We start from the raw sequence: 15,545 nt of genomic DNA on the forward strand, positions 1-15,545 counted from the left end.
TCCCAGCCGCCGCTCGGGCCGACCACGGCCCCGCCGGGCGCGGCGCGCTCCCGGGCCGACGCCCCCGGACGACACGGGCCCGAACAACGTTCAGTGCAGCCTGACTTGGTGTTTTACAGTGGCTGTCGCCAGTCCAGGAGACTCCGGAACTGTGAGGGATACGCGCATCATGTCGACCGAAACGTTTGAGTTCCAGGTAGAGGCCCGTCAGCTGCTGCAGCTGATGATCCACTCGGTCTACTCGAACAAGGACGTCTTTCTCCGCGAGCTCGTCTCCAACGCCTCCGACGCGCTGGACAAGCTGCGCCTCGCCGCGCTGCGGGACGACACGCTCGACGCCGACGTCTCCGACCTGCACATCGACATCGAGACCGACGCCGAGGCCCGCACCCTGACGGTGCGGGACAACGGCATCGGCATGACCTACGACGAGGTCGGCCGGCTCATCGGCACCATCGCCAACTCGGGCACGGCGAAGTTCGTCCAGGAACTGCGCGAGGCCCAGGACGAGGCCGGGGCCGAGGGCCTCATCGGGCAGTTCGGCGTCGGCTTCTACTCCGGCTTCATGGTGGCCGACGAGATGACGCTGGTGACCCGGCGGGCCGGTGAGGGCCACGGCACCCGCTGGTCCTCGCGCGGCGAGGGCACGTACACCCTGGAGCGGGTGGACGACGCCCCGCAGGGCACCTCGGTCACCCTGCACCTCAAGCCGGCCGACTCCGACGACCAGCTGCACGACTACACCTCGGACTGGACGATCAGGGAGATCGTCAAGCGCTACTCGGACTTCATCACCTGGCCCATCAGGATGGTCCCGAAGCGGGCCGCGGGCGACACCGCCGGGACCGCCGACTCCTCCGGCGACGACGCCGGCCCGGCGCCCGAACCCGAGACGCTGAACTCGATGAAGGCCCTGTGGGCCCGCTCGCGCGACGAGGTCTCCGACGACGAGTACCACGAGCTGTACAAGCACATCAGCCACGACTGGCGCGAACCGCTGGAGACGGTCCGGCTCCAGGCGGAGGGCACCTTCGAGTACCAGGCGCTGCTGTTCGTCCCCTCGCACGCCCCGCACGACCTGTACAACCAGGGCTACAAGCGCGGTGTGCAGCTGTACGTCAAGCGCGTGTTCATCATGGAGGACTGCGAGGCGCTGCTGCCGCCGTACCTGCGCTTCGTCAAGGGCGTGGTCGACGCGGCGGACCTCTCGCTGAACGTCTCCCGCGAGATCCTCCAGCAGGACCGGCACATCCGGATGATGCAGCGCCGGCTCACCAAGAAGGTCGTCTCCACGGTCAAGGACATGATGACCGCGGCCCCCGACCGCTACGCCACGTTCTGGCGGGAGTTCGGCGCCGTCCTCAAGGAAGGCCTGCTGACCGACTCCGACAACCGCGAGACCCTGCTCGCCGTCTCGTCGTTCGCGACCACCCACAGCGAGGACGAGCCGACCACGCTGAAGAGCTACGTGGAGCGGATGAAGGACGGGCAGGACGCCGTCTACTACCTGACCGGCGAGTCCCGGCAGAGCATCGAGAACTCTCCGCACATGGAGGCGTTCCGGGCCAAGGGCATCGAGGTCCTGCTGCTCACCGACCCGGTCGACGAGGTGTGGGTCGACGCGGTGGGCGAGTTCGAGGGCAAGCCGCTGCGTTCCGTCGCCAAGGGCGAGGTCGACCTCGACGGCGAGGGCGACGACAAGGCCGACGGCGAGCGGGAGAAGCAGAGCGAGGAGTACGCCGGTCTGCTCGGCTGGATGAAGGAGCGCCTGGACGAGGACGTCAAGGAGGTGCGGCTGTCGTCCCGTCTGACGGTGTCCCCGGCCTGCATCGTCTCCGACGCGCACGACCTCACCCCGGCGCTGGAGAACATGTACCGGGCGATGGGGCAGGAGGTGCCGCGCGCCCGGCGGATCCTCGAACTGAACCCGGACCACGTGCTCGTGAAGGGCCTGAACCAGGCCTACAAGGAGCGCGAGGACCGCACCGGGCTCGCCGAGACCGCCGAACTGCTGCACGGGCTGGCGGTCCTCGCCGAGGGCGGCCGGCCCAAGGAGCCCGGCCGGTTCGTGAAGCTGGTGGCCGACCACCTGGAGCGAGCGCTGTAACGGGCCCCGACCGCTGGGGGCCGTCGAACCCGCCCCGGCCGACGACCGGCCGGGGCGGCTTCACGCGAGGACGACCCTGATCCCCGCCTCCTCGAACCGCCCCACCGTCTGCGGGTCGGCCGCCGCGTCCGTGACCAGGACGTCCACCGCGTCGGTCGCGCAGATCCGGGCGAACGCCCGCCGCCCCAGCTTGCTGGAGTCGGCGGCGACCACCACCCGCTCGGCCCGCTCGCACAACAGCCGGTCGACCGCCGCCTCCGCCTCGTCGTGCGCGGCGGCGCCGTGCGCCGGATCGAAGGACACGACGCCGAGCACCGCCACGTCCAGCGTGATCTGGCCCAGCACTCCGTCCGCGAGCGGCCCGACCAGCTCGTACGACTGAGCGCGCGCCACCCCGCCGGTCACCACGATCTTGAACTGGGGGCGCACGGCCAGCTCGGCCGCGATGTTCAGCGCGTTGGTGACGACCGTCAGGGCGGGCGATCCGGTCGCCAGGTCTCCGCGTACGGCGAGGGCCCGCGCCACCTCGGTGGTCGTCGTGCCGCCGGTCAGGCCGACCGCCTCCCCGGGCGCGACCAGAGCCGCCACCGCCCCGGCGATCCGCAGCTTCTCGGAGGCGCGCCGAGCCGTCTTGTACCGCAACGGCAGCTCGTACGAAACCCCGTGCACCACCGCTCCGCCCCGGGTGCGCCGCAGCATCTGCTGCTCCGCGAGCTGGTCGAAGTCCCGGCGGACGGTCGCCGCCGACACCGCCAGTTCGGCGGCCGCTTCCTCGACGTCCAGCCGCCCACGCTCGACGAGCAGCTCCAGCAGAGCCTTCCAGCGGGCGTCACGCGACATCGGCCGTCTCCGTTCCAATGCTTGAAGTTGCTCGAAAGACGGCTCTATCTTGCATGAACAATCACCGTCGGCGAGAGGTGGGGCATGACCCACGTCGAGGACGAACTGACCGACCAGCCCAGGTGCTGGGCCCGCGCCGCGGCCGAGGCCGCCCGGTACGCCGAGGAGCTGCCGGCGCCGGGCGAACGGGTCGCGGTCGTCGGCTGCGGCACCTCCTGCTTCATGGCCCAGGCCGCCGCCGCCCTGCGCGAGGGCGCGGGGCACGGCGAGACCGACGCCTTCGCCGCCTCGGAGTACCCCCACGGCCGCGGCTACGACCGAGTGGTCGCCCTGACCCGCTCCGGCACCACCACCGAGGTCCTCGACCTGCTCGCCCGCCTGCGCGGGCGCACCCGCACGACCGCGATCACCGCCGATCCGCACACCCCGGTCGCGACAGCCGCCGACCACGTCGTCGTCCTGGACTACGCCGATGAACGATCCGTCGTGCAGACCCGGTTCGCGACCACCGCGCTCACCCTGCTCCGCGCCCACCTGGGACTGCACACCGACGCCGTCGTGGAGGACGCCCGCACCGCGCTCGGCCGGCCACTGCCGGAAGGGCTCGTGGACTGCGGGCAGTTCACGTTCCTGGGACGCGGCTGGACGGCCGGCCTCGCGCACGAGGCCGCGCTGAAGATGCGCGAGGCCTCACTGTCCTGGGCGGAGGCCTACCCCGCCATGGAGTACCGGCACGGTCCCATCAGCGTGAGCACCACCGGCACGGCCACCTGGATGTTCGGCGACGCGCCGCGAGGCCTGGCCCGCCAGGTGCGCGCCACCGGGGCGATGTGGGTCCCGGGCGCCCTGGACCCCCTGGCCGAACTGGTCCGGGCCCAGCGCCTCGCCGTGGCCGTCGCCGCCCGGCGGGGCCTCGATCCCGACCGGCCGCGCCACCTCACCCGCTCCGTGATCCTCGCCCCCTGAGCCCCTGCCCCTCGAAAGGGAGGCGCCGTGCCCCTCACCACCACCGGCGAGCTGGTCACCCGGGCCCGCACGGCCCGTACCGCCGTCGCCGCCTTCAACATCGTCACGCTGGAACACATCGAGGCCGTCGTCGCAGGGGCGGAGGCGGCCGGCGCGCCCGTCGTCCTCCAGGTCAGCGAGAACGCCGTCAGGTTCCGCCAGGGACAGCTGCTGCCGCTGGCCCGCGCGGCCGCCGTCGCCGCCGAACGGGCCCTCGTGCCGGTCGCGTTGCACCTCGACCACGTCCGGAGCGAGCCGCTGCTCCGACAGGCGGCGGACGCGGGCTTCAGCTCCGTCATGTACGACGCCTCCCCCCTGCCGTATGACGACAACCTCGCCGCGACCCGCGCCGCCGTCGACCGGGCTCACGCCCAAGGGCTCTGGATCGAGGCCGAGTTGGGTGAGATCGGCGGCAAGGGCGCCCATGCGCCCGGGGCACGCACCGATCCGGCCGAGGCCCGCGCGTTCGTCGCGGAGTCGGGCGTGGACGCCCTGGCGGTGGCCGTCGGCAGCGTGCACGCCATGACCGTCCGCACGGCCGCCCTCGACCACGAGCTGATCGAGCGCCTCGGCGCGGCCCTCGACGTGCCCCTCGTCCTGCACGGGTCCTCCGGGGTCCCGGACCACGAGCTGCGGGCCGCCGTCGCCGGCGGCATCGCCAAGGTCAACGTCGGCACCGCCCTCAACCAGGCCATGACCGGAGCGATCCGCGAGCACCTCGGCACGCACCCGGACGCGGTCGACGCCCGCCCCTACCTGAGCGCGGGCCGCGAGGCCATGGCGCGCACCGTCGAGCGGATCGTCGTCGGCGTGGGGCTCACCCCTGCCTGACCGCCCTCAGCACCACGAACTTGCGGTCGCCGGCGACCGTTTCGCACGAGCCGAACAGCCGCTTCAGCTTCACGTGGTAGCCCAGGTGCCGGTTGCCCACCACCCACAGTTCGCCGCCCGGCCGCAGTGCGCGCCGGGCCCCGGTGAACATGCGCCACGCCGTCGCGTCCGTGGTGGCCTGGTGGGAGTGGAACGGCGGGTTGTTCAGCACGATGTCCACACTGCCGTCCGCCACCCCCGCCAGGCCGTCGCCGACCCGGAACTCGGCGTGCCCGGGCACCCCGTTCGCCTTGTAGGTGGCCTCCGCCGAAGCCACCGCCTGGAACGACTCGTCCGTGAACAGCACCTCGGCCGCCGGGTTGGCCAGTGCCACCGCCGTGCCGACGATCCCGTTGCCGCAGCCCAGGTCGACGACCCGGCGCGGGCCGCTGGTCTGCGGAAGGTGCCGCAGGAAGAACCGGGTGCCGATGTCGAGCCGGTCGGCGCAGAACACCCCCGCGTGGTTGACGACCCGACGGCCGCGGAGGGCGCCGCCGACGTCGTCGGGCAGGTCGTAGGCGTACGGCCACGGGTTGACGCGGGGCTTCGGCGACGCTTGCGGGGTGCAGAAGACCAGCCGTGCCTTCTGTTCGGCGAGCGAGGTCCGGGTCGGCCCGATGATCCGCTCGAACAGCCGCAGCGTCGAGGTGTGGATCTCCTTGACCATGCCGGCGCCGACGACGACCGTGCCCGGGTGCACCGAGGGCGCCAGCCGGGACAGCTGGTCCTCCAGCAGCGCGAGGCTCTTGGGCACCCTGACCAGCAGTACGTCGATGCGCTCCGGCACCGGGTCCTGGGTGGTGAGCAGCCGGACGGCGCCGGTCTCCACGCCCGCCCGCGCGAGGTTCGCGCGGGTCGCCTCCTGCCCCAGCCAGGAGTCGGTGATCTGCGTCGGACGATGCGCCGCGAGCGCCGTGACCAGCGCGCCCCAGCGGTCGCCGAGCACCACCACCGTGCCGGTCAGCGGGACCTCCTGCGCGGCGAGGTGTCTGAGCAGGTACGCGTCGGAGGCGTCCCAGGCGCGCAGCGTCTCGCGCGGATCCTCGGGGTAGCGGGCCAGGTCGACCTCGCCCCACGGCGTCGTCATACGGTCGTTCATCGTGCGTCAAGGCTAACCGAGCCGCAGCTCAGGCCGGGTGTCGGTGCGGTGAAGGAGGATGGACCCATGGACACCGAGCTGTTCCCCAGGGAGCGTGCGCAGGTCGCGCCGGGCGCGGTGCACGTGCCCGACTGGCTGGACGGGCAGCGCCAGCGCGAGCTGCTCCGGCACTGCAGGCAGTGGGCGCGGCCGCCGGCCGGTCTGCGTACGGTCCGCACACCCGGCGGAGGCACGATGACCGCCCGCCAGGTCTGCCTGGGCTGGCACTGGCACCCGTACGCCTACGCCCGCACGGTCGCCGACGGCGACGGCGCGCCCGTCAAGCCCTTCCCGGACTGGCTGGGGGAGCTGGGCCGCCGCGCGGTGGCCGACGCGCTCGGACCGCAGGAGGCCGGGGGAGCGGCGTACGACATCGCGTTGATCAACTTCTACGACGGCGACGCCCGCATGGGCATGCACCGGGACGCCGACGAGCGCTCCTTGGCGCCCGTGGTCTCCCTCAGCCTCGGCGACACCTGCGTCTTCCGCTTCGGCAATACGCAGACGCGGGCCCGGCCCTACACCGACGTCGAGCTGCGCAGCGGTGACCTGTTCGTGTTCGGGGGTGCGTCCCGGCTCGCCTACCACGGGGTGCCGCGTGTGCTGCCGGGCACGGCGCCGGCCGGGCTCGGGCTGACGGGACGCCTGAACGTCACGCTGCGCGTCAGCGGCTTCCCGGACTCCGCCTGACGAAGCGGATCATGGGAGACTCGCCCTCATGAGCGGCAAGGCGGACCCCCGGCCGGCGGGGGAAGGGACCACCTCGAGGACGCGTCTGGACCGGGGGCGCGGAGCGCTCGGGCCCGCGTTGGAGCTCGTGCACACCGGGCGCGCGCCCACCCGCGCGGTGCTCACCGCCGAACTCGGCGTCACCCGGGCGACGGCCGGCGCGGTCGCAGCGGAGCTGGAGGCGCTGGGACTCATCCGGGTGGACGCGCGGCCCGGCGCGGCCGCCGGCTCCCAGGGCCGCCCCTCGCACCGGCTCGAAGTCGCGCAGGAAGGCCCGGTCGTGCTGGCCGCGCAGGTCCACGCCGACGGCTTTCGCGCCGCGCTGGTCGGTCTCGGCGGACGGATCGTCGCCACGACGCCCAGCTGCGAGGCCGTCGACGCCGACCCCGCCAAGGTCCTCGGCGCCGCCGTCGACGCGGGCGCGGAACTGCTGCGCCGGACCGGCAGACGCTGTGTGGGCGCGGGGCTCGCGGTGCCCTCCGCGGTCACCGAACCCGAGGGACTGGCGCTGAACCCCCTGCACCTGGCGTGGCCGGTGGGGGCGCCGGTGCGGGAGATCTTCGCGGAGCGGATCCACGCCGTGGGCGTCACCGGCCCCGCGTTCGCGGCCAACGACGTCAACCTCGCCGCCCTCGCCGAACACCGGCACGGCGCCGGGCGCGGCGCCCGCGACCTGCTGTGCGTGGCCACCGGGCACCGCGGCGTCGGCGGCGCGCTGGTGCTGGACGGCCGTCTGCACACGGGCAGTTCGGGTCTCGCCCTCGAGGTCGGCCACCTCACCGTCAACCCCGAGGGCCGCCCCTGTCACTGCGGCAGCCGCGGCTGCCTCGACGTCGAGGCCGATCCGCTGGCCCTGCTCAACGCCGCCGGCCGCGAGCCCGGTCCCGAGGGGTCCCTGCTCCAGCAGGCCGACGAACTGATCCGTGCCGAGTACGGCGACCCGGTCGTCCGCGCGGCCGCCGAGGCGCTGATCGACCGGCTCGGTCTCGGCCTGGCGGGCCTGGTGAACATCCTCAACCCCGACCGCATCATCCTCGGGGGCCTGCACCGCACCCTCCTCGCCGCCGACCCCGACCGGCTCCGCGCGGTCGTCTCCGCCCGCAGCCTGTGGGGGTACAGCGGCGGGGTCCCCGTCCTCGCCTGCTCGCTCGACCACAACAGCCTGGTCGGCGCGGCCGAGTTGGCCTGGCAGCCGGTGCTGGACGACCCGCTGGGGGCGCTGGTTCCCGGGTGAGACGCGGCGCGCGCGGGGCGGCCCCGCCGCCCGGCCGCCGCGGCGACTCCCCTCTCGTTCCGCAGGGCGCGCTCGGCCGGCTTCGGTCCCGGCCGCGCCGGCCCGAAGCGTCGTGGTGCGGGTCGATGATCCTCACCGGCGGCGGCGGCGCGCTCGCGTCCGACCGGGCGTGGCCGGACGGCCCGGTCTCCGCCGTGGCGAAGTAGGTTGACGTCATGACAGACAACCTGACCGTGAGCGTCCTCGGCACAGGCATCATGGGCGCCGCGATGGCCCGCAACATCGCCCGGGCCGGTCACACCGTTCGCGCCTGGAACCGCACCCGCGCGAAGGCGGAGCCGCTCGCCGCGCAGGGCGTGCACGTCGTCGACACCCCCGCCGCGGCCGTCGAGGGCGCGGACGTCGTCCTGACCATGCTCCACGACGGCCCCTCCGCACTGGAGGTCATGCGCGAGGCGGCGCCCGCGCTGCGCGCCGGAACGGCCTGGGTGCAGTCGACGACCGCCGGGATCGAGGCCGTCGGCGACCTGGCCGCCTTCGCCCGCGCACACGGCCTGGTCTTCTTCGACGCGCCCGTGCTGGGCACCCGTCAGCCCGCCGAGGCGGGGCAGCTGACCGTGCTCGCGGCGGGCCCGTCCACCGGCCGGGACGCGGTGACCCCCGTGCTGGACGCCGTGGGCGCACGGACCGTGTGGACCGGCGAGGACGGCGGCGGGGGCAGCGCCACCCGCCTGAAGCTGGTGGCCAACAGCTGGGTCATCGCGGCCACCGCCGCGGCCGGCGAGGTCCTCGCCCTGGCGCAGGCCCTGGACGTCGCCCCCGACGCGTTCTTCGACCTGATCGCGGGCGGCCCGCTCGACATGGGGTACCTGAAGGCGAAGTCGGCCCTGGTCCTCGACGACCGGCTGTCGCCCGCCCAGTTCGCCGTGCGGACGGCCGTCAAGGACGCGCGTCTGATCGTCGAGGCGGGCCGCGCCAACGGCGTCCGGCTGGACGTGGCGGCCGCGAGTGCCGAGCGGTTGGAGCGGGCCGCCGCTCAGGGGCACGGCGACGAGGACATGGTCGCCGGCTACTTCGCCAGCTTCGACGATCACGCCTGACCGGCACGGGGCTCGGGGACGGCGACGGCGACCGGGCGTCGCAGCGGGCCGGCGGCCCCGGCCCTCACGCCGTGACGGCCCGGCGCGGGCGGGGCGTCAACTCGCCCCCGCAGTTGGGGCAGACGTCCCGCATGGTTTCGGCGCACGGCACGCAGAACGTGCACTCGTAGGAGCAGATCCGGGCCGGCGCGTCGGGCGGCAGGGCGGTCGTCGTACACCGCTCGCAGCGGTCGCGCATCTCCAGGGCCATCGCAGTCCTACTCCTCACCTGCGGTTTCATCCGTCGTCGGTCATCCTCGCGCGGCCCGCTCGGCGCGACAGCATCCCCGTGGGACAGACATCCGCACGATCGGGCCACGATCGGGCCGCCGAGACGACGGGGACCGCTGCCGAGGCCGGTGCTCGGCGCCGCTCGGCGTCGACGTCCCGCCTCGGCCGCCCGGCCGGCAGGTCCCCGAGGACCGTCCGGTCCGCGCTCACCACTGCCTGCCCCGGGGCAGGGCGGCCCGTCCCGGCGCGGAGAGGTGCAGCACCTGGAACAGGTCGCCCTCGGCCTTCGGGGCGTCGTGCTCCCAGAGCGAGAAGTGCACGGTCTCCCACCGGCTCGTGTCCACGGCAGCGGCGGCGAGCACGGCGCCGTCCTCCCGCGCCAGCCGCCCGGCCTCCTCCACCGCCTCCTGCGCCGCCTCGGCCGGCGACGCCCCGTCGGGGACCGGCCGACGGCGGCGTACCGCGAACCGCGCGGGCGAATGGGCGGCCGCGCCCTCGTGGTACGCCAGGCCGGTCCACTGGCGCGCCACCGGACGCCCGAAGTCGTCGCTCAGCCCCTGGAACCCGCGCCCCCACAGGAAGGCGTTCAGGCCCTCGACCGTGTTCCAGAGGTAGAAGGGCGCGTACTGGTTGACCGGCGAGCCGTGCACCCCGCGCTCGCGCAGCAGATACGCCTTCAGACCCAGCCCCGGCCAGTCGTCGAGGAGATGCCCGACGCGGGACACGCGCGTGCGGATGACGTCCGTGTCGTAGTCGGCGGGCAGCGTGATCTCGTAGTGCAGGGCGTGCATCGGTCGCCTCCTAGTCGGTCGAACGGGGTGCGAGCAGGGTGAGCAGTCCTCGGACGGCCGCGTCGAAGTCGCCCGGTGAACCGGAGGCCCGGGCCAGGACGTATCCGCCCTGCACGGTCGCGACCACGGCCGCGGCGATCGCCTCGCCGTCCAGCCCGGGCGCGAACTGCCCCTGTTCCCGGCCCTCTTCGACGATCCCCGCGAGCCGTTCGCGGATCCAGTCGATCGTCTCGTCGACCGGTTCGCGCAGCTCGTCGCTCGCGACGACCTCCGGGTCCATCGTCAGACGGCCGAGCGGGCAGCCGCGCAGCACGTCCCGCTCCCGCAGGAGATACGCCCTGATGCGCTCGTAGGGAGTCCCGGGCCCGTCGAGCACCTCCGCGGTGGTGGCCCGCATCTCCTCGGCGGTCCGCCGGATCGCCGCCAGGGCGAGATCGGGCTTGCCCTTGAAGTGGTGGTACATGCTGCCCTGCCCGGCGCCCGCGCGCTCCAGGATCGCCTTCGGGCTGGTGCCCACGTACCCCCGTTCCCACAGGAGTTCCCGGGTGGACTCGATCAGTCGCTCCGACGTGCTCATGCAGCCAGTGTACATACTAGTAGTTACAGAACGGACACTCGTACGACGTGCTCACCGAAGGGCGTACTCCCCAGGAGGTATGCGCACTGCCGCTGGCCGTACGACGACTCGGCCCCCCTTGCGGCGGCACTCTCGAGGCATCGCACCACGCGAGGACCCCTGAGGACCCCACCGAGGAGATGACCCGAGATGAACACCCTGGCGAACTGGGGCGGCGGCGGACCCGGCCCCTGGATCCTGTTCCTCCCGCTGATCTGGGCGGCCGTCGTCGTCGGCGTCGTCGCCTTCGTGCGCCGCACGGCGCGGCGGGGCCGCCCCGGCCCGTGGAACCCCGTCGGCCGTCCCGCCGGCGATTCGCCCCTCGCCGTCCTCGGCAGGCGCTTCGCCTCCGGCGAGATCGACGAGGACGAGTACTGGCGGCGGCTGTCCGTCCTGGACGAGCAGTTCGGCCGGTTCGACGGCAAGCAGGGAACGGCGTGACGACCGTGACCGGCACGCCGACGGCCGCCCGGGGCGCCCAGGCGCACGCCGACGCCCTGAAGGCGCCCGCCGGACGACGTGCGCCCGGGTGACGCACGTCCGAGCGGACGGGTCACACCGGGCGCGTACGTCCAGCGGCGATCACCGCCCGGTCAGCCGACGACGGCCGACCGGGCGGGGGCGTGTGCGGGCCGCAGGTCGTCGACGGAGACGACCTCCGCGAACCGGGGCACGGGCTGCTCCCGGGGAGTGCGCCGCATCGGCCGCGCCACCGGCTCGCGTGCCACTGCGGGCGTCGGCAGCGTGAACCACACGACCTTGCCGGACTCGCCGTCCGGCCGGGCGCCCCAGCTCTCGCTCACCGCGGCCACCATCGCCAGCCCGCGCCCACAGGTGGCGAGAGTCCCGTGGTCGACGGCCCCCACGACGGGCAGCCGCGGATCCCGGTCGCGCACGGAGACGGTGAGCCGTTCGAGCAGCAGCTCCATCTCCACGACGCACGTCTTGTCGGGCTGGGCGTGCAGGTGGACGTTGGTCAACAGCTCCGTCACACCGAGCGCGGCCCGGTCTATCAGGGGGTCCAGATGCCAGTAGCGCAACTGCGCCGATACGATTCTGCGGACCTGACCGATCCGCGACGGCAGGGCCTGAAGCTCCACCATGCAGTGCCTGCTTGGGTTGGTGATCACGGCTGCGACTCCCCGACTGAGGTCCGGAAGAACACGGAGTTCGGATCGAGCAGGGCGTCTGCGCAAGGCGGCCGCCTGCTGTCATGGCCGGCGGGCTGGTTCGCAGCGTTATCGCCGGTAAACCCAGAGTGACGTGAGACCAGAGTGGCGCAGCGGATCCTGTACCGCAACTCGCGGTGATCCGGCCACCGGGCCACTGCCTGAACCGGCTCCGGCTCAGCCGCCGCGACCGGCCGCCCTGCGCACGGCCTCGATGAAACGGCGCGCCGCCGGCGGTCCCGGCTCGCCCGGCGCCGGGTCGTGCTCGCCGAGGGTCAGCAGGTACCGCTTGCCGTTGAGGTCGGCCAGCGCCCGGTCCTCCGGGGCGAACCAGGGCCTGGAGGCGCGGACCGCCTGCACGGGCGCGCTGTCGATCTCGCTGCCGTAGCTGGTCAGCAGCTCCAGCCTGCCGTCGTTGATCCGGACCTGGCCGGCCCGGGTGAGCGAGCGCAGCCGCTTTCCGATACGCACGCCCGTAGCCGTGAACTCCGGCTCCGCCATGCCTCCCCGCCCCCTCGTGATCGATCCCGTCCCCGTGATCCGGTGTGCGCCGCCGACCGGGATCCGCGTCCCGGCCGGGATTCGCGTCCCGACGGCGCCCCGCCCCCTCCGGGACTTCGCCCCGCGCGGTGCAGTCTGCCCCCGCCCGCCGTCGAGCACCAGTGCCCACGACACCCCGGGGCGTCGGCCCGGAGCACTCGCGTGAATGCGCCCCCCACTCGCCCCCACCCGCTCCCCAGGGCGGGCTTTGAGAGCCTCAAAGGTGTGTTTATGCAGGTGAGAAGCGTGCGGAAGGTGTCTATGATCGATACGTCGGCCGCGCGAACCACCGTCGGCGCGAAGTCCGAAGGAGCCCCGCCGTGACCACCTCCCCGCCCATCAGGACCGGCGCCACACTCGACGTCGACCGCAGCGACAGCGCCTACCGCGACTGGCTGAAAGAGGCCGTCCGCAAGGTCCAGGCGGACGCCAACCGCTCTGCCGACACGCACCTGCTGCGCTTCCCGCTCCCCGAGAGGTGGGGCATCGACCTCTACCTCAAGGACGAGTCGACGCATCCCACCGGCAGCCTCAAGCACCGACTCGCCCGCTCCCTCTTCCTCTACGCGCTGTGCAATGGCTGGATCCGGCCGGGCCGCCCGGTGATCGAGGCGTCCAGCGGCTCGACCGCCGTGTCCGAGGCCTACTTCGCCAAGTTGATCGGCGTGCCCTTCATCGCCGTCATGCCGCGTACGACGAGCGCCGAGAAGATCCGTCTGATCGAGTTCCACGGCGGCCGGTGCCATTTCGTCGACGACTCGCGCACGATGTACGAGGAGTCGGCCCGCCTCGCGGCGGACAGCGGGGGCCACTACATGGACCAGTTCACCTACGCGGAGCGGGCCACGGACTGGCGCGGGAACAACAACATCGCCGAATCCATCTTCCGCCAGCTGGAGTTGGAACGGTTTCCCGAGCCGGCGTGGATCGTCGCCACGGCGGGCACCGGCGGTACGTCCGCGACCCTCGCGCGCTACGTCCACTACACCCAGCGCGACACCCGCGTGTGCGTCGCCGACCCGGAGAACTCCTGTTTCTTCGAGGGCTGGACCACCGGCGATCCGGACGTCACCTGCGACTGCGGCTCGCGCATCGAGGGCATCGGCAGGCCCCGCATGGAACCCAGCTTCGTGCCCGGCGCCGTCGACCGGATGATGAAGGTCCCCGACGCCGCCAGCGTCGCCGCCGTGCGCGCCCTGGAGCAGGCCATCGGCCGCAAGGCGGGCGGCTCCACGGGCACCGGGCTGTGGAGCGCGCTCAAGATCGCCTCCGAGATGGTGGCGGACGGCCGACGAGGCAGCGTCGTCACCCTCCTGTGCGACCCGGGCGACCGCTACCTCGACAAGTACTACTCCGACGCGTGGCTCGCCGAGCAGGGCCTGGACATCGCCCCGTACACCGACGCCATCGAGTCGCTGCTGGCCACGGGCGTGTGGCCGGAGTGAGCCCCGGACAGGTCCTCAGACGGTGAGCCGCCGGTCCAGGGCGGCGACGGCGTCCCGGAAGGACCGCCCCAGACCCGGCCGGGCCAGTCGCACCGCGCCCCGGAAGACGGCCGTCCCGTCCGTCGCGAAGGTCCACCGCACGCGCGTGCCGGTGCCCGAGGGCGTCAGCCGCCACTCCTCGACCAGCGCCCGCACCCCCGGCACGTTGGTGACGTCCACGCGGTAGGCGTACACCTCCGGAGCCTTCGCCGCGAGGACCGTCTCCCGGAAGCGCGGGCCGCCCCGCAGCCGTACGTCACGCCCCGCGCCGCCGTCGAGCGGCTGGACGGCGGTCACGGCCGGGAACCACTCGGCCCAGCCGGGGACGTCGTCCGCGAGGGCCCGGTAGACCTGTTCCGGGGGAGCGGAGACCTCCCGCGCGAAGACCATGCGCACGGGAGCGATATCGGCGAAGTCGAGCCCCTCCGGGCGCAGACGACGGGCCATGGCGACACGAACCCCCTTGTACGACGGGTGGGCCACCCTAGCCGCGGCCCCGTCAGATGTCTGCACCCTCGTCGGGCTCGCCCGCGACCACCAGCCGCCGCAGGTGCTCGGAGACCTCCGCGCGCGCCGCGCCCGGCAGTCCCCCGTCCGTCACCAGCGTGTCCACCTGCTCCAGCGCCGCGAACGAACTCAGCCCCACCACACCCCACTTGGTGTGGTCCGCGACCACCACGACCCGGCGCGCCGACTGCACCAGCCGCCGGTTGGTCTCCGCCTCCGCCAGGTTCGGCGTCGACAGGCCGGCCTCGGCCGATATGCCGTGCACACCGAGGAACAGCACGTCGAAGTGGAGCGCCGCGATGGCCTGGTCGGCGACCGGGCCCACCAGCGAGTCCGACGGTGTGCGCACCCCGCCGGTCAGCACGACCGTCGCCGCGCCCTGGCGCGGTCCCGAGGACCGCTGGGCCGCGTGGAAGACGTCCGCCACGCGCACCGAGTTGGTCACCACGGTCAGGTCCTGCACGTCCACCAGGTGATGCGCCAGCGCGTACGTCGTCGTACCGCCCGACAGCGCGATCGCGCTGCCCGGGGTGACGAGCTGCGCCGCGGCCTTCGCGATGTCCTCCTTGGCGGTCAGCTCCAGGCCCGACTTCGCCTCGAAGCCCGGCTCGTGGGTGCTCGCCTCCATGAGCGGCACCGCGCCGCCGTGCACCTTCTCCAGGACGCCCTGGCGCGCCAGCGCGTCCAGGTCGCGGCGCACCGTCATGTCCGACACGCCGAGCTTGCGGGTCAGCTCGTTGACCCGGACACCGCCACGGCGTCGAACCTCGTCCAGGATCAGGGCGCGGCGCTGCTCCGCGAGGAGGTTCTGATTCTCACTCACGTACGCTCCGGTCCTTTCCCTCAAGCCGTCCGACGGGCCCGCTCACCTGCTCCGACAAGGCCATTCTCCCCGACGCCGGTGTGCGGGCGTCCCATCCTCGCACGGCTAGCCCACAGCCGTGCCATCACCCCGACGCGTCCATGTCACCCACGTGTTTCCCCGCTCCCCGCCTCGCCTCCGCCGCACGGTACGGGGAGATTCCGTGACGGGAGGTGTATCACGCGTCCGAAGCGGCGATCCTTATGCCCGCGCGGACTCATGTCGAAGGCGTGTCACGGGGGAAGTGCGAACAGTGAAACGTGCCTCTGCGGGCGGAGCCGCC

17 protein-coding genes are annotated in these 15,545 nt (G+C 73.2%); 8 read left to right on the forward strand and 9 right to left on the reverse strand.

What is annotated here, in order from left to right; translation table 11 throughout:
- Nucleotides 1-169: 169 nt before the first annotated feature.
- Entirely contained in the window at nt 170-2,107 is a 1,938-nt protein-coding gene (gene htpG, locus ACZ7DE_RS23995; protein ID WP_470764434.1) for a molecular chaperone HtpG, read from the forward strand.
- Nucleotides 2,108-2,167: 60 nt separating this feature from the next.
- On the opposite strand, the gene ACZ7DE_RS24000 is transcribed toward htpG, so the two are convergent.
- Nucleotides 2,168-2,947 carry a DeoR/GlpR family DNA-binding transcription regulator gene (locus ACZ7DE_RS24000; RefSeq protein ID WP_470764435.1) on the reverse strand — a complete coding sequence of 260 codons (780 nt, stop codon included), beginning with the start codon at nt 2,945-2,947 and terminating at the stop codon, nt 2,168-2,170.
- Between the two features lie 84 nt (nt 2,948-3,031).
- Here ACZ7DE_RS24000 and ACZ7DE_RS24005 point away from each other — a divergent pair, with 84 nt between their 5' ends.
- Together ACZ7DE_RS24005 and ACZ7DE_RS24010 are read left to right on the forward strand one after the other, a co-directional pair.
- Nucleotides 3,032-3,913: an SIS domain-containing protein gene (locus tag ACZ7DE_RS24005; RefSeq protein ID WP_470764436.1), complete on the forward strand. Its 882-nt coding sequence runs from the start codon at nt 3,032-3,034 to the stop codon at nt 3,911-3,913.
- Nucleotides 3,914-3,940: 27 nt separating this feature from the next.
- Entirely contained in the window at nt 3,941-4,783 is an 843-nt protein-coding gene (locus ACZ7DE_RS24010) for a class II fructose-bisphosphate aldolase (protein WP_470764438.1), read from the forward strand.
- Here the strand turns inward: ACZ7DE_RS24010 and ACZ7DE_RS24015 are convergent.
- Nucleotides 4,770-5,909 carry a methyltransferase gene (locus ACZ7DE_RS24015; RefSeq protein WP_470764440.1) on the reverse strand — a complete coding sequence of 380 codons (1,140 nt, stop codon included), beginning with the start codon at nt 5,907-5,909 and terminating at the stop codon, nt 4,770-4,772. The genes ACZ7DE_RS24010 and ACZ7DE_RS24015 overlap by 14 nt on opposite strands.
- 78 nt (nt 5,910-5,987) lie before the next feature.
- On the opposite strand from ACZ7DE_RS24015, the gene ACZ7DE_RS24020 reads away from it, so the two are divergent.
- From ACZ7DE_RS24020 to ACZ7DE_RS24030, 3 genes are all read left to right on the forward strand, one after another.
- On the forward strand, nt 5,988-6,650 hold the full coding sequence (locus ACZ7DE_RS24020) for an alpha-ketoglutarate-dependent dioxygenase AlkB family protein (protein WP_470764442.1): 663 nt from the start codon (nt 5,988-5,990) through the stop codon (nt 6,648-6,650).
- A 28-nt stretch (nt 6,651-6,678) separates the two neighbouring features.
- Entirely contained in the window at nt 6,679-7,923 is a 1,245-nt protein-coding gene (locus tag ACZ7DE_RS24025) for an ROK family protein (RefSeq protein WP_470764444.1), read from the forward strand.
- A 215-nt stretch (nt 7,924-8,138) separates the two neighbouring features.
- Complete coding sequence (locus ACZ7DE_RS24030; protein ID WP_470764445.1) at nt 8,139-9,023, forward strand: NAD(P)-dependent oxidoreductase; 885 nt, start codon at nt 8,139-8,141, stop codon at nt 9,021-9,023.
- A 64-nt stretch (nt 9,024-9,087) separates the two neighbouring features.
- Here the strand turns inward: ACZ7DE_RS24030 and ACZ7DE_RS24035 are convergent, their stop codons facing one another.
- From ACZ7DE_RS24035 to ACZ7DE_RS24045, 3 genes are all read right to left on the reverse strand, one after another.
- Complete coding sequence (locus ACZ7DE_RS24035) at nt 9,088-9,273, reverse strand: DUF1272 domain-containing protein (RefSeq protein WP_470764447.1); 186 nt, start codon at nt 9,271-9,273, stop codon at nt 9,088-9,090.
- 226 nt (nt 9,274-9,499) lie between these two features.
- Entirely contained in the window at nt 9,500-10,084 is a 585-nt protein-coding gene (locus tag ACZ7DE_RS24040; RefSeq protein ID WP_470764449.1) for a DUF4865 family protein, read from the reverse strand.
- 10 nt (nt 10,085-10,094) lie between these two features.
- Nucleotides 10,095-10,661 (reverse strand): TetR/AcrR family transcriptional regulator, encoded by a 567-nt coding sequence (locus tag ACZ7DE_RS24045; RefSeq protein WP_470764450.1) that lies wholly within the window; start codon nt 10,659-10,661, stop codon nt 10,095-10,097.
- Between the two features lie 189 nt (nt 10,662-10,850).
- Between ACZ7DE_RS24045 and ACZ7DE_RS24050 the strand changes: the two genes are divergently transcribed.
- Nucleotides 10,851-11,141, forward strand: a complete 291-nt coding sequence (locus tag ACZ7DE_RS24050; RefSeq protein ID WP_470764452.1) for an SHOCT domain-containing protein — start codon at nt 10,851-10,853, stop codon at nt 11,139-11,141.
- 152 nt (nt 11,142-11,293) lie between these two features.
- Here the strand turns inward: ACZ7DE_RS24050 and ACZ7DE_RS24055 are convergent, their stop codons facing one another.
- Together ACZ7DE_RS24055 and ACZ7DE_RS24060 are read right to left on the reverse strand one after the other, a co-directional pair.
- Nucleotides 11,294-11,830, reverse strand: coding sequence for an ATP-binding protein (locus tag ACZ7DE_RS24055; protein ID WP_470764454.1), 537 nt, complete (start codon nt 11,828-11,830; stop codon nt 11,294-11,296).
- A gap of 216 nt (nt 11,831-12,046) precedes the next feature.
- A complete protein-coding gene (locus tag ACZ7DE_RS24060; protein ID WP_189922613.1) occupies nt 12,047-12,370 on the reverse strand; it encodes a hypothetical protein in 324 nt (107 codons plus the stop codon).
- 359 nt (nt 12,371-12,729) lie between these two features.
- Between ACZ7DE_RS24060 and cds1 the strand changes: the two genes are divergently transcribed.
- A complete protein-coding gene (cds1, locus tag ACZ7DE_RS24065) occupies nt 12,730-13,854 on the forward strand; it encodes an L-cysteine desulfhydrase Cds1 (RefSeq protein WP_470764456.1) in 1,125 nt (374 codons plus the stop codon).
- Between the two features lie 15 nt (nt 13,855-13,869).
- Here cds1 and ACZ7DE_RS24070 read toward each other — a convergent pair whose 3' ends face one another.
- Together ACZ7DE_RS24070 and ACZ7DE_RS24075 are read right to left on the reverse strand one after the other, a co-directional pair.
- Nucleotides 13,870-14,340, reverse strand: coding sequence for an SRPBCC family protein (locus ACZ7DE_RS24070; protein WP_470764458.1), 471 nt, complete (start codon nt 14,338-14,340; stop codon nt 13,870-13,872).
- Nucleotides 14,341-14,392: 52 nt separating this feature from the next.
- Nucleotides 14,393-15,223, reverse strand: coding sequence for a DeoR/GlpR family DNA-binding transcription regulator (locus tag ACZ7DE_RS24075; RefSeq protein WP_470764460.1), 831 nt, complete (start codon nt 15,221-15,223; stop codon nt 14,393-14,395).
- Nucleotides 15,224-15,545: the final 322 nt, after the last annotated feature.

The sequence above is a fragment of the Streptomyces sp. NPDC037083 genome (genome assembly GCF_055606485.1).